The organism is Pseudarthrobacter sp. Y6, from assembly GCF_050156205.1.
Classification (GTDB): Bacteria; Actinomycetota; Actinomycetes; order Actinomycetales; family Micrococcaceae; genus Arthrobacter.
The window spans coordinates 4,131,966-4,151,453 of sequence record NZ_CP189574.1; the positions used below are offsets into that span (position 1 = coordinate 4,131,966).

The 19,488-nt window shown below is 65.7% G+C and carries 18 protein-coding genes and 1 tRNA gene; 8 read left to right on the plus strand and 11 right to left on the minus strand.

Annotation, left to right across the window (positions count from 1 at the left end; translation table 11 throughout):
* Positions 1-37: 37 nt before the first annotated feature.
* On the plus strand, positions 38-1,765 hold the full coding sequence (locus tag ACQCSW_RS20000) for a CAP domain-containing protein (protein ID WP_426988729.1): 1,728 nt from the start codon (positions 38-40) through the stop codon (positions 1,763-1,765).
* 3 nt (positions 1,766-1,768) lie between these two features.
* Here the strand turns inward: ACQCSW_RS20000 and ACQCSW_RS20005 are convergent, their stop codons facing one another.
* On the minus strand, positions 1,769-2,212 hold the full coding sequence (locus ACQCSW_RS20005) for an SRPBCC family protein (protein WP_426988731.1): 444 nt from the start codon (positions 2,210-2,212) through the stop codon (positions 1,769-1,771).
* A 252-nt stretch (positions 2,213-2,464) separates the two neighbouring features.
* On the opposite strand from ACQCSW_RS20005, the gene ACQCSW_RS20010 reads away from it, so the two are divergent.
* Positions 2,465-2,538 (plus strand) — tRNA-Gly (locus ACQCSW_RS20010).
* Here the strand turns inward: ACQCSW_RS20010 and ACQCSW_RS20015 are convergent.
* A complete protein-coding gene (locus ACQCSW_RS20015; RefSeq protein WP_426988733.1) occupies positions 2,527-3,006 on the minus strand; it encodes a hypothetical protein in 480 nt (159 codons plus the stop codon). The two genes, ACQCSW_RS20010 and ACQCSW_RS20015, sit on opposite strands and share 12 nt — an antisense overlap.
* A gap of 146 nt (positions 3,007-3,152) precedes the next feature.
* Here ACQCSW_RS20015 and ACQCSW_RS20020 point away from each other — a divergent pair, with 146 nt between their 5' ends.
* From ACQCSW_RS20020 to ACQCSW_RS20030, 3 genes are all read left to right on the plus strand, one after another.
* A complete protein-coding gene (locus ACQCSW_RS20020) occupies positions 3,153-3,290 on the plus strand; it encodes a hypothetical protein (protein ID WP_167349828.1) in 138 nt (45 codons plus the stop codon).
* Complete coding sequence (locus ACQCSW_RS20025) at positions 3,287-4,441, plus strand: N(5)-(carboxyethyl)ornithine synthase (protein ID WP_426988735.1); 1,155 nt, start codon at positions 3,287-3,289, stop codon at positions 4,439-4,441. Before ACQCSW_RS20020 ends, ACQCSW_RS20025 begins: the two co-directional genes overlap by 4 nt.
* 67 nt (positions 4,442-4,508) lie before the next feature.
* The gene (locus tag ACQCSW_RS20030; protein WP_426988737.1) at positions 4,509-5,390 is read left to right on the plus strand and encodes an SDR family oxidoreductase; all 882 of its coding nucleotides are present in this window, start codon (positions 4,509-4,511) and stop codon (positions 5,388-5,390) included.
* Here ACQCSW_RS20030 and ACQCSW_RS20035 read toward each other — a convergent pair.
* Complete coding sequence (locus ACQCSW_RS20035; RefSeq protein WP_426988739.1) at positions 5,387-6,772, minus strand: MFS transporter; 1,386 nt, start codon at positions 6,770-6,772, stop codon at positions 5,387-5,389. The two genes, ACQCSW_RS20030 and ACQCSW_RS20035, sit on opposite strands and share 4 nt — an antisense overlap.
* A 162-nt stretch (positions 6,773-6,934) precedes the next feature.
* Between ACQCSW_RS20035 and ACQCSW_RS20040 the strand changes: the two genes are divergently transcribed.
* Positions 6,935-7,789, plus strand: coding sequence for a LysR substrate-binding domain-containing protein (locus ACQCSW_RS20040; protein ID WP_426988741.1), 855 nt, complete (start codon positions 6,935-6,937; stop codon positions 7,787-7,789).
* 156 nt (positions 7,790-7,945) lie between these two features.
* Positions 7,946-8,260, plus strand: coding sequence for a hypothetical protein (locus ACQCSW_RS20045; RefSeq protein WP_426988743.1), 315 nt, complete (start codon positions 7,946-7,948; stop codon positions 8,258-8,260).
* A gap of 360 nt (positions 8,261-8,620) precedes the next feature.
* On the opposite strand, the gene ACQCSW_RS20050 is transcribed toward ACQCSW_RS20045, so the two are convergent.
* The 5 genes from ACQCSW_RS20050 to ACQCSW_RS20070 are packed head-to-tail and all read right to left on the minus strand — an operon-like array spanning position 8,621 to position 13,479.
* Complete coding sequence (locus ACQCSW_RS20050; RefSeq protein ID WP_426988745.1) at positions 8,621-9,427, minus strand: alkaline phosphatase family protein; 807 nt, start codon at positions 9,425-9,427, stop codon at positions 8,621-8,623.
* The gene (locus tag ACQCSW_RS20055) at positions 9,424-10,509 is read right to left on the minus strand and encodes an ABC transporter ATP-binding protein (protein ID WP_426988747.1); all 1,086 of its coding nucleotides are present in this window, start codon (positions 10,507-10,509) and stop codon (positions 9,424-9,426) included. Before ACQCSW_RS20055 ends, ACQCSW_RS20050 begins: the two co-directional genes overlap by 4 nt.
* Positions 10,509-11,360, minus strand: coding sequence for an ABC transporter permease (locus ACQCSW_RS20060; RefSeq protein WP_426988749.1), 852 nt, complete (start codon positions 11,358-11,360; stop codon positions 10,509-10,511). Before ACQCSW_RS20060 ends, ACQCSW_RS20055 begins: the two co-directional genes overlap by 1 nt.
* On the minus strand, positions 11,348-12,328 hold the full coding sequence (locus tag ACQCSW_RS20065; protein ID WP_426988751.1) for an ABC transporter permease: 981 nt from the start codon (positions 12,326-12,328) through the stop codon (positions 11,348-11,350). Before ACQCSW_RS20065 ends, ACQCSW_RS20060 begins: the two co-directional genes overlap by 13 nt.
* Positions 12,328-13,479, minus strand: coding sequence for an ABC transporter substrate-binding protein (locus ACQCSW_RS20070; protein ID WP_426988753.1), 1,152 nt, complete (start codon positions 13,477-13,479; stop codon positions 12,328-12,330). The genes ACQCSW_RS20065 and ACQCSW_RS20070 overlap by 1 nt, the downstream gene beginning before the upstream one ends.
* 185 nt (positions 13,480-13,664) lie before the next feature.
* Here ACQCSW_RS20070 and ACQCSW_RS20075 point away from each other — a divergent pair, with 185 nt between their 5' ends.
* Entirely contained in the window at positions 13,665-14,420 is a 756-nt protein-coding gene (locus tag ACQCSW_RS20075) for an HAD family hydrolase (protein WP_426988755.1), read from the plus strand.
* An 8-nt stretch (positions 14,421-14,428) separates the two neighbouring features.
* Here ACQCSW_RS20075 and ACQCSW_RS20080 read toward each other — a convergent pair whose 3' ends face one another.
* From ACQCSW_RS20080 to ACQCSW_RS20090, 3 genes are all read right to left on the minus strand, one after another.
* Complete coding sequence (locus tag ACQCSW_RS20080; RefSeq protein WP_426988757.1) at positions 14,429-15,223, minus strand: GntR family transcriptional regulator; 795 nt, start codon at positions 15,221-15,223, stop codon at positions 14,429-14,431.
* Between the two features lie 315 nt (positions 15,224-15,538).
* Complete coding sequence (locus ACQCSW_RS20085; protein ID WP_426988759.1) at positions 15,539-15,754, minus strand: hypothetical protein; 216 nt, start codon at positions 15,752-15,754, stop codon at positions 15,539-15,541.
* A gap of 154 nt (positions 15,755-15,908) precedes the next feature.
* Complete coding sequence (locus ACQCSW_RS20090; RefSeq protein ID WP_426988761.1) at positions 15,909-19,400, minus strand: proline dehydrogenase family protein; 3,492 nt, start codon at positions 19,398-19,400, stop codon at positions 15,909-15,911.
* Between the last annotated feature and the right edge of the window lie 88 nt (positions 19,401-19,488).

Sequence of the window (19,488 nt, forward strand, 5' to 3'; positions counted from 1 at the left end):
TCCCGGTTGGTACAACTGAACTGATCTGGGGTTGGTTTTGAATAAATTTGCGGCGCCCGCCGTCGTGGCGATGTTATGCGCGCTCGCACTCGTGTCCCCGGCCGCCGGCATGTATTCCGGTCCGCCGGTGGATCAGCCGTCAGTCCAGGCGGGTGCCCTGGGGCCCCGCGCGGTCACGTTGGGCCCGGCGGGAACAGCGGACGACGACGGCGGTGCGGCCGACGCGGACACCGGCACCGGGTCTCCGCTCGCCCCAGCAGTGGATCCGGTGATCACACCGGCGTCGCCCACCGGTGACGAAGGCACGCCAGGCACCGCAACGGAGCCGCCGGCGGCGGCGGTGACTGCACCCGTGACCACCATCGCCGAACCAGTCGCGCCCGAGCCGCCCTCCGTGCCGCCGCTCTGGGCCCCAGAATCTGAACTGGCCCCCAACAAAACCGCGGCTCCCGCCGCGCCAGCCCCCGCCACGGAATCGCTCACTACCGAATCTCTTGGCACCGAAGCCCTCGTCCCGGACAACAACGCGGCCGCCATCCTTACGGTATTCACCAAGATCAACGAATACCGGGTGGCCAATGGCCTGCCACCGGTCAAGTACCACCCCACGGTGGCCGGCATGGCGCAGGAATGGTCCGACAGTATTGCCACCCGGGAAGTGATCGAGCATCGGGCCAGTTTCTGGACGGATCCCCGCGCCTTGAACCCGAACAATGGTGCCGGCGAAGTCATCGCCATCCGTACAGACCGCGACGCGGCGAAGCTGGTGGAGTGGTGGAAAGGCTCTCCCGGGCACAACGCCATGCTGCTCGATCCGCGCTTCAACGTCATGGGCGCCGGGATCTCCTACACGAACAGTCTGTACACCATCTGGGGCGTGGTGAACTTCTTCGGCTACACCACCCTCCCCGCCGGCACTGTCACGTCCCCCGGGGGCAGCCCCGCCGGCGGTGGCGCTTTCCCCGGCCCGGCGCCAACCGTGTGCGATCCGGCGTTCAAGCACATGCCGCCCACCCTGAATCTGGCCAGCGCGGCCATCACCAGTGCCGCCGACCTGGTGACCATCAACGCGTCAGGCCAGCTCATCAACCGCCCCGCCACAGGGAACCGGACCTACGGGGCCGCGACGGTCATCGGCTCCGGTTTCGGAACGGCCAAGGAAGTCTTCTCCACGGACTGGGACCGCGACGGCGCCTATGACCTCCTGACCCAATGGAACGACGGCCGGCTGACCCTCCACCGAGGCATCGCCACCGGCGGGTTCCAGTCGTCGGTCACTCTGGGCACGGGCGGCTGGGAGACTTTGACGCTGGCTGTGGGCGGCTGGTGTGCCAACAACCGCCTGCCCCAACTCGTCGCGTTGGATACCGCCGGCAACCTGTTCCTCTACCCGAATGTGGGCCTCGCCGACATGTCCTCGCGCACAACCATGGCGACCGGAGTGACGGCCCGGAAGCTGAGCATGGCGGATTATGACGCCGACGGTTTCCAGGATCTCCTGGCGATAAAGGTCGACGGCGGCGTGCAGCTTTACCGCGGAGCAGGCACTCCGGCGCCACGCGTCGAAGTGCGGCCCACCGTCGCCACCGGCTGGACTGATGTCACCGGGATCCGTCCGCTGCGCGACGTGACAGCCCTGAACTCCACGGGAGTGGCACTGCGCCGGGCCAATGATGTGGTGCAGTACTGGGACCTGAGCGCCGGAACCCTGGCGTCGCCGTCGAACTTCACCGGAAGCTGGGCGGGCCAGCGGCTGGCGCAGTAGCCCTCAGGCCGCCGTCCGCACTTCCAGGACATCTTTGAGCCGCGCGAGCTGGGACACTTCGGCCTTGATGGTGCGCTGGATGCCGGTGTTCATCAGGCCCAGGAGGCCTTTGGGCTGGTATTCGAGGGCGAACCTGACCCGGGTGCCGGCCGGTTCGGTGCTGAGGTAGTAGCCGCCGGTGGGCTGTGACGGTCCCGAGATCACGCGGAACTGGATCTCGGCGCCGGGCCTTGCCTGGGTTATTTCGAAATCGGCGGGGATGGTCCGTCCTGACCGGCCCGTGGTTGTCTGCCGGTAGACGGCGCCCTTGGTTCCGGCGGCACCGGACATCAGGCCGATGCTGCGGATACCCTTGCGCCATTGGGGAAGGTTCATTCCGTCCACCAGGAATGTGTACACGGTCATTGCGTCGCACCGGATAAGCACCTCGTGCTCTGCAAATGCCATGGGAGTCCTTAGTTAGCGCTGGTCAGGTGGTAGCCCCGCCCCACCCCCATGACACCGCAGCTAACGCGTTCAGAGTAGCCACTTGGCCCGCCCCGGACCTAGCCACCGACGCCGCCGTTATTGAAGAGTTACTGGATGACGCCGCGGGTCCGGGCCAGACCGGCGGACACGGGTCCAGTGCGTGGTCACGGTTGCGGGCGCGGGATCGCATCTGCGCTAAGCTAAGTTCTGCCCCGCTCAAATTGGGGCGATGCGGCTGTAGCTCAATGGTAGAGCGCTAGCTTCCCAAGCTTGATACGCGGGTCCGATTCCCGTCAGCCGCTCCACCGTTTTCGCACCGCCGCAGCGATTCCTAGCTGCTCCTGGCTGCTCCTGGCCTTCCTGATCTCCCGTTCCACGGCCTTCTTCAGCGCCGCCAGCCGGGCCGCCTCCTGTTTCCGGCAGGCGCCCTCCTTGGCTCCGGAAAACATGCGCCCGATTCCCTTGGGAATGTACTGCGCAGTCACGGTCAGCCGGGTACTGTCCGCCACGGGATACACCACGCAGGAACAGGTGATGGTTTCGGTGCGGGTTTCGTGTGTTTCGGTCCAGGACCGGTCCGCCACCTGGTCCTCGACATGGAGCACCGCACCCTCCTGGCCTGGAACTGCCGAGCGGGCCTGGGCATCCACGCAAAATGCGTAGACCTCCGGCCGTCCACAGGGGATAAGGACTGTGCTTTCAATCGTGATGGTTCCCATGATGCTGTTCCCGTACTTCCGCAGGCCTGCCCGGCACAGTGCCCAGAGCGCCATTTTCACACCGGGAACCCGCGGGCACAATGGCCGCCGCGCCGACGCATCGGAACCGGCTCCCTTCGGCCATTTCCCGGCGGCCTGTTAGGTCCCGCCGTGTATCGTCAGAAGTCAGGAACCTCTTCGGTTCCGCTACAGGAGCAATCATGGCCGACAAGTCCCCGCGTCAAGCAGCATCCAAAAAAGCCGGCAAGTCCATCAAGGAAAAGCGCGCCGACAAGCGGGCCGCCGGAGCGCCGGCCACCTCCCTGGACATCACGTCCAAGGCCGCCAAAAAGAAGTGAGTGGCCAACAGAGCCACCTGACCCTGGGCGTCCTGGCATCCACCCGGAAACCGGACGAACAACGCCTCCCCATCCACCCCCTGCATTTTGAGCGGATCGTTCCGGAACTGCGCCAGCGCATCATCCTGGAGCAGGGCTACGGCGAGCGTTTCGGCGTTTCGGATGACCACCTCGCAACCCTCGTGGGCAAAATGGCCACCAAGGGAGCGCTGCTGGCGGAGGCCGACGTCGTCCTCCTGCCGAAACCGCAGCCCGAGGACCTCGCGGAACTGCGCGACGGCCAGATCCTCTGGGGCTGGCCGCACTGCGTCCAGGACCGTGCCATCACGCAGCTGGCCATCGACAAGAAGCTCACGCTCATTGCCTTCGAAGCAATGAACCACTGGGCGAGCGACGGCGGCTTCGGGCTTCACGTTTTCCACAAAAACAACGAGCTTGCCGGGTACTGCTCGGTGCTTCATGCGCTCTCGCTCACCGGATCCACGGGTGACTACGGCCGCCGGCTCAGTGCCGTGGTGATCGGCTTCGGCGCTACTGCCCGCGGCGCCGTGACCGCGCTGAACGCGCATGGCATCCACGACGTCCAGGTGCTGACCAACCGGGGAGTCGCCGCCGTTGGCGCCCCGATCCACTCGGTCAACATCGTCCAGTTTGATCACGACGACAAGGCCCCCTTCCTGAGCCAGGTCATCACCGAGCGGGGCAGGGTTCCGCTGGCGCCGTTCCTGGCCGAGAGCGACATCGTGGTCAACTGCACGCTGCAGGATCCAAACAATCCACTGACGTACTTGCGGACTGAGGACCTCGCGGCGTTCAGCCCGGGCAGCCTGGTGGTCGACGTGTCATGCGACGAGGGAATGGGCTTCAGCTGGGCGCGCTCCACCACGTTCGCCGAACCGATGTTCACCATCGGCGACCACATCAACTATTACGCGGTGGACCACAGCCCGTCCTACCTCTGGAATTCCTCCAGCTGGGAGATCAGCCAGGCCCTGCTGCCGTTCCTTGAGACGGTCATCGGCGGCCCCGCGGAGTGGGACGGGAACGAAACCATTTCCCGCGCCATCGAAATCCGCGACGGCGTGGTCCTCAACAAGGATGTGCTGGAGTTCCAGCGGCGCGAGGCCGAGTACCCGCACCTGCCCGCTTAGGCTCGGCTACCTTCCGCCGAAGTACTATTGTTCTTATCACAGCGACCATCTCGGAAAGCGTGCAGTCATGATCCTGCTGGCCGGCGGAACCGGCACCCTTGGGAGCGTTCTCGCTCACGTTTTGCAGGACGCCAGAATGCCGTTCCGGATCCTCACGCGGAGCAGCGACAAGGCGTCCGCGCTCAAGGAAGCAGGCCTGAACGCCGTCATCGGGGACGCGGAGAACCCGGCGGATCTGGCCAGCGCACTTAGCGGTTGCACCGCCGTCGTCTCCGCCGTCAGTGGCTTCGGCCCGCAATCCGGCAGCACTCCGTCGGCCGTGGACCGCGGCGGCAATATCAACCTGATGAAGGCCGCAGAGGCGGCTGGCGTCCGTCAGTTTGTGCTCTTCTCGATGCGCGGAGCGTCGGCATCACACCCACTGGAGCTGGCACGGATGAAGTTCGCGGCCGAGCGGCAGTTGGTGGGCAGCAGCCTTGAGTGGACCATTTTGCGGCCCACCACCATCCTGGAAACGTACACGGCGATCATGGGTGAATCGCTGCGGAAGAGTGGCGTTGCCGTGGTGTTCGGGCGCGGGGACAATCCAGTCAACTTTGTCAGCGCCCGGGATTTGGCCGCCGCAGGCCGTTTCGCCCTCGAAGGCAGGCTGAACGGTCAGGCTGTGGACGTCGGCGGGCCAGACAACCTGACATTGAACGCGCTGGCGGCCCTGCTGATCGAAGGCAACGGGGGCGGACGGACAGTCCGGCTTCCGCTCCCACTGCTTCGCGCCGCCGCGGCAGGGGCCCGGCTTGTGGCACCGCAGTGGGGCCGTGTTCTGGGCGGAGCCGTCCACCTGGGTGCCGCCGAGATGTCCTTCGATGCCGCCATCGAACGCACCAAGCTGCCGGGGGTTCCGTACACACCGGTCCGGGAGGCACTGTCCAGTCAGGACCGGTCAGCTTAGGCTGCCGCGGCCACCCGGCTGACGATCCGCAGCGGGTGGCGGCGGTCCTTGAGATCAACCCTGAGCGCCAGCGCGCCCTTTCGGGCGAGGACGACGGCGACAGTCACCGCGGCGAGCGCCGGCACCCCGCCGGACACCACGAGTGCCACGTGCGGGTCCACGTGCTCGGCGATCCAGCCGAGCATGGGCCCGCCGATGGCCTGGCCGCCGATCAGCACCATGATGTACAGGCTCATGACCCGGCCCCGGATGCCCATGTTGGAGCTGATCTGGACCAGCTGGTTGGAGCCGGTGAGGAACATCAGGCACCAGAATCCGGACAGGACCATCACCACGCTGAACCACACCATGGACGGCGTCAGCGCGGCCAGGCACAGCATCAGGCCATACATTCCGGCGCAGAACACCACGGAGCGGAGCCGCAACTGGCGCCGCCGGGTGGACGCGACGGCACCGGCCAACGCACCCAGTGCCACCAGGGCGTTCAACAGTCCATAGCCGCCGGCGCCGACGTCGAACACGCGGTCCGCGAACGCGGCGAGCAGCACGGGAAGGCTCATGGCGAAGACGGAGATGAAGCCGGCCATCAGCCACGGCCAGTAGATGGTGGGCTTGCTGAGCGCGTACTGCAGTCCTTCCCGCAGCATGCCCTTCTTCTTGGGGGCGGGAGCGCTGACGAACAGCTGGTCCTTGCGCAGGAGCAGCAGCATGGTCACCGTGGAGCAGCACGCCAGCGCATTCGCGGCGAAGGCCCAGCCGGCGCCGACGGCAGTGAGCAGCAGTCCCGCCAGTGCCGGACCGATCAGGCCGCCCAGCTGGAACGTGGTGGAGTTGACGCTGATGGCGTTCCGGAGGTATCTGGGTCCCACCAGTTCGTTGACGAACACCTGCCGTGCGGGCTGATCCAGCACTGTGACCAGGCCCAGCAGCAGAGCAATGGCGTAGACGTGCCACACTTCGATGGCGCCGGTCAGGGCAAGCACCGCGAGTGCTGCCGCGAGGACCGCGGCGAGGCTCTGGCACAGGATGAGGATCCTGCGTTTGGCGAACCGGTCCGCCATCATGCCGCCCCACGGCCCCAGAAGCAGCGACGGCATGAACTGCAGCGCCACGGTGATGCCAACGGCGGTGACGGAACCGGACAGTTCCAACACCAGCCAGTCCTGGGCGATCCGCTGCATCCAGATTGCGACGACCGCGACAAAGTGCCCGATCGCGAAGATGCGGAAATTGGGGACTCTCAGGGAGATAAACGTGTGCCGCCACGGAAGGTGTTCACTGACGACGGCGATGGGTTGGGTCTGGGCGGAGGCAGTTGAAGCGGACGCGGAATCGATGACGGGCTGGCTGATGGTTGCCGACGTTGGCGGTGGGGGTGCCACAGGGGTGTCCTCAGGGAAGCGGGCGGACTGGGATGCTTCCCACGCTAGGCTGGTTCCAGGTGATTATGTAGCCCTATCGCGTCTATAACTACCATTACGAAGTGTAATAACATCCACTCTGACGTGGGTGAACAGCCGGCCCGGCAGCAAGAGGAGTCCACCGTGTTCGAACCCGCCCAGCTCCGTTCGTTCCTGGCCGTGGCCGAGACGCTCAGCTTCACCAAGGCAGCGGAACGCCTGGGCCTGGCACAGCCGACCGTTAGCCAGCACGTCCGCAAGCTGGAGACGGCTGCCAAGCGCAACCTCGTCAGCAGGGACACCCGCGATGTCCGCCTGACGGACAACGGGGACGCGATGGCCGGCTTCGCGCGCACCATCCTTTCGGCCCACGATGCCGCCACCCGATATTTCTCGGGCTCGGCCATGCGGGGCCGGCTGCGTTTTGGCACGGCCGATGACCTGGCCATCACCGGCCTCCCCCGGATCCTTCGTGAGTTCCGCCAGGTCTATCCACAGATCAACCTCGAGCTCACCGTTGGCCAGAGCGACCAGCTGTACAAGAAACTCAACGCCGGCCAGCTGGACCTGGTGTTTGTGAAGTGGGTGGCCGGCGTCAAAGACGGCACCGTGGTCCAGCACGACACCTTTTCCTGGGTAGGACTGGAGCAGACGTCCCTGGAGCCCGGGGATCCCGTACCCCTGATCGCCTACCCGTCCCCCAGCCTCAGCCGGAAATTGGCCATCGATGCGCTGGAATCAAGCGGGCGGACGTGGCGGATCACGTGCACTACCCGGCAGATCAGTGGCGTCCTGGCGGCACTCCGGGCAGGCATCGGCGTTGCCGTGATGCCGACGTCGTTGGTTCCCGAGGACCTGTTGATCATCACCCGCCGGTTTAACCTGCCTCCGGTGGGCGACGTCGATTTCACCCTGATCCGTAACCCGCTGGCCAACGCCGAAGTGATCGATGCGCTGACCCAGGCCATCGTCGGGCGGACGCTCAAGAAGTCGGTTTAACCGAATTTGCCGCAGGAATCAGCGCTGGCAACGAACCATTGAAGTAAAAGCCCGCCTCGCCTATGCTGGAATATCCATGGGTCAAGCAGTGGCCGGTTCAACACTACGAGTGCGCCATGCAGCCCATGATGCGGCCGCACTCGGGATAGGCAGCCAATGACGACAGCCGAGAACACCCATTTACACACCGTATATGCCCAGCGACATAGCACTGTACGGCCGCTGGTCACGCATCATTCCAGCCACAACGCCGGCATTTCGCGGGCGGCCGAGTACATCGGCAAGCCCACGTGCGACAAGTGCGGCACGGATGAATTCATTTACCTGGAGTCCTACATTCCACCGGTGTACCGGCGTGACGGGGCGGTCAGGACGCTGGGCGAAGTCGCCTACACCTGCACCCGTTGCGAAAATTTCTCCGCCCACAATGTTCCTGCATCGTGGGCTCCCCCAGGCTGGTATCTGGGCTAATTACCAACCGTCTCCAGGCTCGCCAAGCGCAGCCCCTGATCACTACGCAACCATTCAATAGCGAAAGGCCCGGCAACCGCCCCGAAGGCGGCCACCGGGCCTTTCGTGTCTGTTGGGTAGTGGATGGGTGTCACCCGAAGGTCCTGAACGGTTGAGTGATCATGTCTCGATCGGCTTTTTGACGCGGTGTTTCCGCCGGATGTGGTGGATCGGGTGATCGCGCGGACGGGTTCGCGGAAGCCGCTGCCGGGCACGAAGGGCCCGGTGACGGAGTAGACCGCGATGCGGTCCGGGCCGGCCATCCGCCAGGCGCTGGTCGGCTTGGGTCGCGAAGGCGCTGTCATCGAGCGGCGGTCAGCCCTACGCCCTTTCGGCCAGGAGCATTGGCACGAGTCGATCCGGCGTGAACATGGTGGGCCAATCCGGGTTGCCCCTGCCGATCCCAGCGGCGATCACAAAGGACGCGCGTTCCTGCGGGCTGTCGTGGCCGTGGCCGCCCTCATCCACGTGGCCGTGATCGGTGGTGAGTACCATCAGCCATTCCTCGCCGCGGGTTACGGCGCGCTCCTCCAGCGCGGCGTGAAGCCTGGCAAGATGGGCGTCTATGCGGGCGATTGCTTGCAGATAGTGTCCGCCGACCACCCCGTTGAGGTGTCCTGCGTCATCCGCGTCGCAGAAGTACACGAAGCTGACGTCCGGACCGGACTTCGTGAGGGTATAAACAGAGAAGTCCGCGATCTCGGCGTCGATCTTTTGGTATCCGTACGTCTCGCCGTCGAGGGCGATGATGCGGTGCCGGCCCGCGCGCTGCTGTTCCCTGCGCTCGTGTATTACCGGGCCGATGCCGGTTGGATCCACCAGCGGCGGCCATCCTGCCGCGGCGAAGGTGCTGGTGGTTTGGTCCTGGTAGTAGGCGCGGCTGAGCAGGTCCGGGCGGGTGAGGAGATCGTGCCCCGCGAACAGGTTGTCCCGCACGCCGTGTTCGGCGTGGGTGGACCCTGTCAGCAGTGTGGACCATCCCGGGCCGGAGAGGGTGGGGACCTCCATGGTCAGTTCAGCGAAGCACCCGGCTGTCTTGAGACCTGCCAGCGTTGGCGCGCAGCCAGCGTCCAGCGCGGTGTCCAGGATCAACCCGTCTATCCCGACGAGGAGAATCTTGGTTTTCATGCGGCGTCCTCTTCCTTCAGTGCGGTCCGTGCGTGCCCCACCAGCGTGGTGTCCCTGAGGGCGGAGACAGCAACGCGCTGGCCGGCAGTGAATTTCATGGCTTCGTGGGCCGGCACGTCGATCCGCAGGGTCTGGCCCACGTCGTCCTGCGATTGGACGTTCACACTGGTTATGGCCCCGCGCAGTACCAGGGAGGTGACCAGGCTTGCGCCGGTGGAATCGTCGCTGACGGCGAGGTCCTCGGGCCGGATCAGCGCCACCAGCGCGGCACTGCCTCCGGCCGTTTCCGGATTGGTGATGCTGAGTTGCCGCCCGAGAACCAGGACACGTCTGCCGTCCGGGACTGCCGGAATGCGGTTGGTCACACCGACGAATTCGGAGACGAACGCGGTTGCGGGACGCCGGTAAATGACCTCCGGAGCGTCAAGCTGTTCGATCCGGCCATCGTACATCACGCCGATTCGGTCCGCGGTGGTCAGTGCTTCTTCCTGGTCATGGGTGACCAGGAGGGTGGTGGTCCCTGCCTGGGTCTGGACCCGCCGAATTTCCTCGCGCAGATGGACCCGGACCTTCGCATCGAGGGCGGAGAGTGGCTCGTCCAGCAGCAGCACCCGCGGTTCAATCGCCAGCGCCCGGGCCAGCGCCACACGTTGCTGTTGGCCGCCGGAGAGCTGGTGCGGGAACTTCTCCGCATGCTCGGCAAGGCCCACGGTCTCCAGCAGTTCCGCGGCGCGCGCCGTGCGCCTGCTGATGCTGGTGCCGCGGATCCGCAGGCCGTAGGCCACGTTATCCCTCGCCGTCATGTGGGGAAACAGGCTGTAAGCCTGAAAGACGACGCCGATGCCCCGGGTGCGCACCGCATCCATGGTGACGTCCCGGCCGGCTATGGATACCGCGCCCTCCTGCGGGCTTTCGAAACCGGCCAGCACCCGCAGGATGGTGGTCTTTCCGCACCCGGAGGGGCCCAGCAGCGCCAGCAGCTCCCCGCCCTCTAGCTTCAGGTCAAGGTTCTTGAGCACCGTTTTGCGGCCGTAGGCCATGGTGATGTTGGACAGCTGGACTTCGGCGGCCGTGCGGGACATCAACGGTCTCCTTTCGGGGATGCCGCGGCGCGCGCGGACCGGCGCGCCTTGCGGGAGGTGGATGGGGAAGCGGCCCGGGCAGACCCTGCGGCGGAGAGGGTCATGAGCAGCAGCCAGGTGGTGATGATGACGATGAAGGACAGCGCAGCGGCCGCGCGGGGCTGATTGTTGCCGATTTGCAGCAGAAAAACCGGGAACGTGTTGTGCAGCAGCAGGGCTGCCAGAGCGTACTCGCCCAGCACCAGAGCCACCGACAGGAGGGAGGCGCCCAACAGGGCCGGCTGCAGGTTCGGCAGGATCACGGTGAACAGCGTCTGGGCCGGGTTGGCGCCGAGGCTGGCGCTGGCGGCAAACAATGTCTTCACATCCAGGGCACGGATGCCTGCGTCCAGTGTCCGGTACACCAGCGGCAGGCTCAGCACCATGTAGAACGGAACTAGCGAATATGAACTGGCCAGGAAACCGGGCAGGACAGCCCGGAAGAACAGGCTGGCCCCGCTGACCAGGGCGATGGCCGGCACCACATACGGGATGACCGAGAGCCATTCCGCGAAGCGCAGCAGTCCGGGCTGTTTGAGATGAAGCCACAGGAGCGTGGGCACCAGCAATGCCAGCGAGGCCAGGGTGCTCAACACCGCGAGTTGCAGGGTGAGCAGTAGCTGCGGCACGAAGTTGGCGTTGCGCAGGGCCAGTGCGATGGACTCGAAACTGACTCCCCGTCCCGGGAGCGTGAACCCGAAGACGGCCGCGGCGAGGATCGGGGTGAAGAACAGGATCAGGGCAACCGCGAAGATGAGGCTCACTGTGAGCTGCAGACCGCGGCGGCGCGCCGCAGGGCTCAGCGAAGCCACTTCCCGGCCCTCCTTTCGAGGATGGATCGCAGGGCCATGGTGACCACGATGATGACGATCATCCCCGTCACCAGCGCGGCGGCGAAGCTCTCATCCATGAGGACGTCGCCGGAGATGAAGAAGCCAATCAGGATGGGGACCAGATTCACGCGGCCGCCCGCCAGCGCGTAGGCCGTGGCATAGGCGCTGAAGGAATTCGCGAACAGCAGCAGCAACGCTCCCAGTACCGGGGGCCACAGGATGGGAAACGCTACGTCGCGCAGGTACTGCCACGGGGACGCGCCCAGACTGGCCGCGGCCTCGGCCCACTGTTTCTTCAGGGCGCCGAAGGCCGGCAACATAAGAATGGCCATCAGGGGAACCTGAAAATAGAGATAGACGACCACCAGCCCGGCGAAGGAGGCCAGCGGGAATGTCTGGCTCAAGTCCCAGCCAGTGATGTCCAGGACGCTGCGGGTGACCACACCCTGCACACCCATGGCGGCAATGAAGGCGAATGCCAGCGGGACGCCGCCGAGCTGGGACGCGACCGCCGAATAGGAGAGCACCAGGTTCCTGAGCCAACGCGGCTTTTCTGCGGCGTTCAAGGCCCAAGCCAGTATGAGGCCTCCGGCGCCGCCAAGCGCCGCCGTCACGAGCGAGAGACTGATGGTTGTCAGGAACGCATCACGGTACTGCGGCTCCAGCAACCTGGAAATCGAATCGAGGGAGAACCTTCCGTGCGAGACGAAGGTGTTCCAAAGATTCGCCACCACCGGGATGATCAGGAATAGGACGAGGAAGCCGAGATACGGCAGGAGTCCGAGCCAGGCCCCCGAGATGGCTGGTCTCCGACGTCGACCCGCACTGCCGGGCACGAAGCAATGATTCAACGGCGCAGTAGCCAGAGTCTCACCGCCGCCCGTCGGGCCGGCGGCAGCGGCGTCATGGTCCGGACGCGCAGCAGTTTTGGTGTCCGCCTGGCCCATCAGGCTCCGACCTTCTGGCTCCACTGATCCGTGATGGTCTTGCCGGCCTTGGCGCCCTGCTCGATGCTGGGGAACCTGATGCCTGCCAGGACATCGGCGGGCGGCAGCTTACTCAGGGCCTGCTGGGACAGCTTTCCGTCCTTCTTCAGCTGGGCATAGCGTGCCGGAACCGCGCCGCCCAAGGCGAACTGTTCTGCACCCTCATCGCTGTTCAGCCACTCTATCCACAGCCGCGCAGCGTTGGGCCGCGGAGACTGGATGGTAACGGGCTGGGCATAGTAGTTGCCGAACACCCCGTCCGGCAGGATGGCGGTCTGGAGCGCGACGCCGCTGCGCTTCATTTCCTCTTCGATGCCCAGGAAATTGTAGTTCCAGTCGAAGAGCACGGAGGCCTGGCCGGTGCTCAGGGCCGACGCGACTGAGGTGACGCTGACCAGATTGCCTGACTTGGCCAGCCGCGCGAAGAATTCGATGCCTGCTGTGACGTCGTCCAGCGAACCGCCATTGGCCAGGGTGGCGGCGAAGACCGTCGCCATGGAGGTGGCACCCTTGCGCGGGTCTCCGGGCAAGGCGATCTTGCCTTTATACTTCGGATCCAGCAGGTCTTTGAACGACCTCGGCATTTCTACGTTGTTGGTGTTGACGCCGATGCTCAGCACGCCGTAATACGCGCCGACCCACATACCGTTCGAGTCCCTCAGTTCCGCCGGGGTCTGCTCGAATGTAGTGGGCTTGTAAGCCTCGATAAGGCCCTGATCGACGGCCGGCTGGGTGAAGGAGTAGCCGACGTCAATGACGTCCGGCTGCGAGGACTGGCCCTTGGAGTTCTTCACCGCCTGCAGTTCCTCGGCGCTGGAGGCATCCGGGCTGTCCACAGGGGTATCCACTCCATATTTGGCCTTGAACGCCTGGAAATGGCCCTTGTAGTTGGCCCATGATTCAGGGCAGGCAATCAACTGGACCCGGCCTTCCTGCTTGGCCAGCTTGATGATCTCCTCAAGGTTGGCGCCGACGGTCCCCGCGGCGGAGGACGCAGCCGAACCGCCGCAAGCGGCGAGGCTGCCACCGGCCGCGACCAGCCCGGCGGTGCCAATGAGGCCGCGCAGAATGTTGCGGCGAGACACAGCGGCGGACAGGCGGAACTCAGACATGAGGATCTCCATGGGTTGGTCAGGAACTATTCCGATACCAGCGTGCGGGCCACCGGTTGACAGTCGACGGACGCAACGTGAACACCACATGAATAACGGTCTAGACCTTATAATTCCGACGAGATGCCGGCTCTTTCCGGGGCATGGTTTATAAGACAACAAGTCTGACAATCAAAGGAACTTCCATGAACCCCGCACCGGAAACGACGGCGGCGACCACCGCCGAATTCGGACACCTGGCCTCGACGGTCGGCACCCTGCTGGAATGCAGCGGCGTGCTGTTCGATTTCAACGGCACGCTGTCCGACGACGAAGGAATCTACGAGGAACTGTTCATCGAACTGGCAGCCCGGGAATGCGGGCTGGACCTGACAAGGATGCAGTACCGGTCAGACCTTCACGGCCACAGCGACCGCGAAATCACCGAAGCCATCATGGCGTTGGCCGGGACCCCGGCGGCGCCGGTGGAGAAGTTCCTGAACCTGTTGGACGGGCGCTACAACGAAGCGGTGGCCCAACACGGCCCCATCTCCCGGGGAGCACGCGAATTGGTCGGTGCCCTGCACACAGCAGGGATCCGCCTCGGGGTAGTCACAGGAGCTGGCAGGGCCACCGTCCTGCCGGCACTGGAGAGGGCCGGGCTGCTGGACTTATTCGGCGTCATCGTTACTCAGGACGACGTCAGGGACGGCAAGCCGGACCCCGAGGGGCTGCGCAAGGCGGCTCAGGCGCTCGGGCTGGCCGGACCAGGCCGTGTGGTCGTCTTCGAGGACTCCGTACCCGGCCTTCGCGCCGCCGCTGCCGCTGGAATGGTGCCGGTGGCCGTTGCCGGGATCCCGCCGCGGGAGGTCATTTTGCCGCTGGCCGCAGTGGTAGTGGAACGGCTGGCGCCGGACTGTCTGCGGATTCCCCTGAGGCCCACGCGGATCCTGTCACGGTAACCCTGCCTCTATTCCACTGGCCCGGGCTGTTCTGCCTGCACGCGGCCGGAGACCATGATGCGGATCCTGTCGGTACGGAAAACGTCCTCTGAATACTCAACCGGGACCCCCTCCGCAGACCGGGCTGTGCGGACGGTGCCCAGAACCAGCGTATCCCGCGGCACGTGCAGCAGGGCCGCGTCGTCCACCGCCACAATCGCCGGACGCAACTCCTCCTCCGCACTGGCAGGCGCATTCCCGTACTCACTGTCCATAAGCTTGTAGAGAGACCCGGTCAGGTTCCGCTCCAACAGGTCGGGAAAGAGATCACGGGGGAAGAACGAATTCTCCAGCACGACGGGTACCCCGTCGGCAAAGCGGATGCGCCTGATCCAGTGCACCTGGGCACCGGCTTCTAGCTCCAGGGCCTCAGCCACCCGCTCAGGCACGGCGACAGTCTCAGCAGCCAGCACCGTGGAGGAAGCCGTGCCTGCCGTCCTCATTAGTTGCGGGCTGAGCCCCATCAAATTGGAAATATCCACGGTGGGCCGCTGCAGGGCCACAAACGACCCCCCGCCGCGGCCCACCACCCGTTCGATGTAACCGGACGATTGCAGCCTGTCCATGGCCTGGCGCAGAGTCATGCGGCTGACGCCCAAAGCCTGGCTGAGCTCACGCTCGGCAGGGAGTCTGGTTCCCTTGGGCAGATCGCCGTTGGTGATCAGGTCCGACAGCCAGCCGCGGATGACACCATGGGCAGTGCGTCGGGCAGGGAAAGCCAATCCGCGGGCGCGCCGGACAATATCGTCTTGCAGAGATTTCACGGCGGGGGGTTCCACGCGGCTGGCCTCTCCCGAACGCGCCTGCGCCTGCGCGGATTCGGTTTCATGGGCGGCCTGGCGAGTGTCTGCGACGTCGATGACAGCGGTCCTTGGATGGAAAACAGGGGTCAGTTCGATCCTAGCCGCCGTTTCAGGATGCACCTGGAATGGGGCGATAACGGCGCATTTGTCGGGACGAAAAATAGCTATTGCGACCGATGCATGATCAGTTCGGAGCTCCCGTCAAGCCCCCAAACGCCCTGGCTGATCCGTGTGCCGTCGGGCTGATGTCATCGCTGCTGGCGACCGCTCGTCCTGTCAGGTGTTGGCTCCCCGCGCCGCCACCACCCAGTGGTCGATGATGCCGTTCTGTGTCACGACCAGGTCGTCGGCAAGGTTGACGGCCCAGCACACATGGTTGGGCGCGAGGCGGACAACGTCTCCGAGTGGAGGGGCAGGGACGCCGTCCGGATCCTCACGGTCGCGTGGTGCCCGGATAACGCCACGATCCAGGGTGTACCCAGCTGTGCCCATTCGGTGCACCGGCGGATGCCCGGTCGGGGTTCCGACTGCGGGCGCCTGAACCGCCAACCTATCCTGCAGGCAGCCTGCGCAGGCCCTGGCTTGGCCACGTTCGGCGGCACAACGCGTGTCTCGCAACAGTGATCTAAAGCGCCATAGATCCGCCCTAGATCAGCGCATCCGAGAGGTGGTTCGGGGTGCCGAAGCGGTGGGCCGTGATGCTGATGGCCTGCTCGTGCAGGAACGGCAGCAGCTCCACCCGTCCGGCCTCGGTGACCGCGTGGGCGTAGATGGCCAGGTCCGGACGCCCGTCCGTTGCCTCGGCGAGGGCGGTGGCGTCGCCGCCGATCAGGCGGATCCGTGCACCGGACAGTTTGCCCGCCGCGGCGAGGTGTGCCGCCGAAGCCAGCCAGCCGGCGTCGGACTCTACCGTGACGTTGACGTCCAGCCCGGTGAGCACGGCGCGCAGCTGGGCGGGAAGGTCGACGGCGGTGGACACGGTCAGTACCGAACCCGCCAGGACGCCGGCCGCCACAGTCCGCACCAGGTGGGCCAGCGCGCCCCGTTCGGAGAGCCGCACGGTGACCGGCAGCGCACGGTAGCGGAAGATGTTCCGCTCCGCGCTAAGTCCGGAAACGTCCTTGGCGGTGCCGAACTCGTCAGTCCAGGCCTGGGCGTCGGAGGCCAGGGCACGCTGCAGGGATTCCAGCTCGGCTGGCTGCAGGGAGCCCGCGGCGGCGTTCAGGATGCGGCCGACGCCCGCGTTGGTGACGGTTGCCGTGGCTGAGGCTTCCGCGTTGACCCAGTTGCCGAGGCCGGCGAGGTAGTTGGGACCGCCGGCTTTGGTGCCCGCACCGACGGCGGACTTCTTCCAGCCGCCGAACGGCTGGCGCTGCACGATGGCGCCGGTGATGCCGCGGTTCACGTAGAGGTTTCCGGCCTGGACGGAGTCCAGCCAGGTGCCGAGCTCGTCCGGGTTCAGGGAGTGCAGGCCGGCGGTGAGGCCGTATTCGACCTGGTTCTGGATGGCGATGGCATCCTCGAGTGTCGCCGCGGTCATCACGCCCAGGACCGGTCCGAAGAATTCGGTGAGGTGGACGTAGGACCCGCGGCGGACGCCGTAGCGCACGCCCGGGCTCCAGAGGCGGCCGGTCCCGTCGAGCTTGCGCGGTTCCACGGCCCAGGTCTCGCCCTCGCCGAGGGTGGTGAGGGCGTTGAGCAGCTTGCCGTTTGCGGGCTCGATGATCGGGCCCATCTGGCTGGTGGGGTCCTGCGGGTAGCCCACCTTCAGCGAGGTCACGGCGTCTATGAGCTGGTTGTGGAAGCGCCTAGATTTAGCAGCAGTGCCCACCAGGATCACTAGGGACGCGGCAGAGCACTTCTGCCCCGCGTGCCCGAACGCGGAGTACACCACGTCCTTGGCGGCCAGGTCCAGGTCCGCACTCGGCGTGACGATGATGGCGTTCTTGCCGCTGGTCTCTGCAAGCAGCGGCAGGTCCTTGCGGAAGGTTCTGAACAGCTCGGCGGTTTCGTAGCCGCCGGTCAGGATCACACGGTCCACGGCGGGGTGGGAGATCAGCTGCTGGCCGAGTTCCCGCTCGCCGAGCTGGACCATGGTCAGCACGCCTTTCGGGACGCCGGCTTCCCAGAGTGCCTCGATCATCACGGCACCGCTGCGGCGGGCCTGCTTGGCGGGTTTGATCACGACGGCGGAGCCGGCGGCGAGTGCCGCGAGGGTGGACCCTGCCGGGATGGCGACCGGGAAGTTCCACGGCGGGGTCACCACGGTGAGCTTTGCGGGCACGAACGTGGCGCCGTCGACCATTTCCAGCTTGCGGGCGGACTCGGCGTAGTAGTGGGCGAAGTCCACGGCTTCGCTGACCTCGGGATCGCCCTGGTCGATGGTTTTGCCCGTTTCGCTGGCCATGACCTCCAGGAGGTCGGCGCGGCGGGCCTCGAGGACGTCACCGGCGCGGTGCAGGATCTCGGCGCGCTCGTCGCCGGTCAGCGCGCCCCAGGCCTTCCCCTTTTCCACGGCCGTGTCGATCACTGAGTTGAGGGTTGCGGCGTCGTTGATGGTGGCGGCCTCGACGGCGGCGTTGCCCAGCGTGGACGTGGTGACGCGGCCTAGGATGGCCCGGCCCCAGGTGCGGTTGGCAGGCAAGGCCGGGTCAGTATCCGGAGTGCTCGCGAACGAGTCACGCGGCAGGGGCTGCGGCGGGAGGCTCCGGTTCTGCTGCCGGTTGGCCGGGGGAACTTCGTCGTCGAGCGTGTCCAGGGAGGCGAGGAAGCGCTGCTTCTCGCGCTCGAACAGAACTTCGTTTTCGCTGAGTTCGAACACGGCGGACATAAAGTTGTCCTGACTGGCTCCCTCTTCGAGGCGGCGGATCAGGTAGGCGATGGCGACGTCGAACTCTGCGGGGTGCACCACCGGGGTGTAGAGCAGGAGCGAGCCGACGTCCTTCTTGACGGCTTCGGCCTGGCCCTGCGCCATGCCCAGCAGCATCTCGAATTCGATGCCGGATTCCACGCCGCGCTGCTTGGCAAGGAGCCAGGCGAAGGCGATGTCGAAGAGGTTGTGGCCGGCCACGCCGATCCGGACGTTCTGGATCCGGTCCGGGTGCAGCGAGTAGTTGATGACGCGCTTGTAGTTGGTGTCCGAGTCCTGCTTGGTGTGCCAGGTGGCCAGCGGCCAGTCGTGCAGCGAGGCCTCCACCTGTTCCATGGGCAGGTTGGCGCCCTTGACCACGCGGACCTTGATGGCGGCGCCGCCGTTGGCGCGGCGTTCGGCGGCCCAATCCTGGAGGCGGATCATGGCGGCGAGTGCATCCGGGAGGTAGGCCTGCAGCACGATGCCGGCCTCGAGGTTCTTGAACTCGAGCTTGTCCAGGATCCTGGTGAAGACCGCGATGGTCATGTCCAGGTCCTTGTATTCCTCCATGTCCAGGTTGATGAACTTGGCCTTCTGTCCCGCGCCGGACGCGGCGGCGGCAAAGGAAGCGGCGCGGGTGAACAGCGGCGTGAGCTTCTCGACAACGTGCTCCACGGCCTCGTCGAACGCCCACGCGGAGTGCGGAGCCACGGTGGAGGAAACCTTGATGGAGACGTAGTCCACGTCCGGGCGGGACAGGAGCGTGTGGGTTCCCGAGAGCCGGCGGGAAGCCTCGTGCTCGCCCAGGACGGCTTCGCCGAGGAGGTTCACGTTGAGCTTGATGCCGTCCTTGCGGATCTTGGCGATGGCCGGGCCCAGCTTGGCGTCGGTGGCGTCAACGATCAGGTGGCCCACCATTTCGCGGAGCACACGGCGGGCGATCGGGATGACCACCTGCGGCAGGACCGGCGCCATGGTGCCGCCGAGGCGGACGGCGCTGCGCATGTACCACGGCAGGAACGCCGGGACCTTCGGCGCCAGGGCTGCGAGGTTTCGGGCGGCAACGTGGAGGTCTTCGGGGCGGACCACGCCGTCCACGAAGCCGACCGTAAAGTCCAGGCCGTTGGGATCCTTCAGCACACCGGCGAGCTGCTCAGCCGAGGCATCAACAGGAACTTTCGAAGCCTCGGTCAGCCAGCGGCGCACCAGCGTGATGGTGTCCGCCGCGAGGGCACGGGCCTGCGGGACGTCTGTCTGTCCGGTGGCTTCCGTTGCAGTGTGAGTCATGGTTTGCTCGTTCTTTCCGTGGTCTGGAAGGGGTCTTATTCATCAGTATGAGCTTGCAATCACATAAGATAAAGCGATGTTTTCTAAG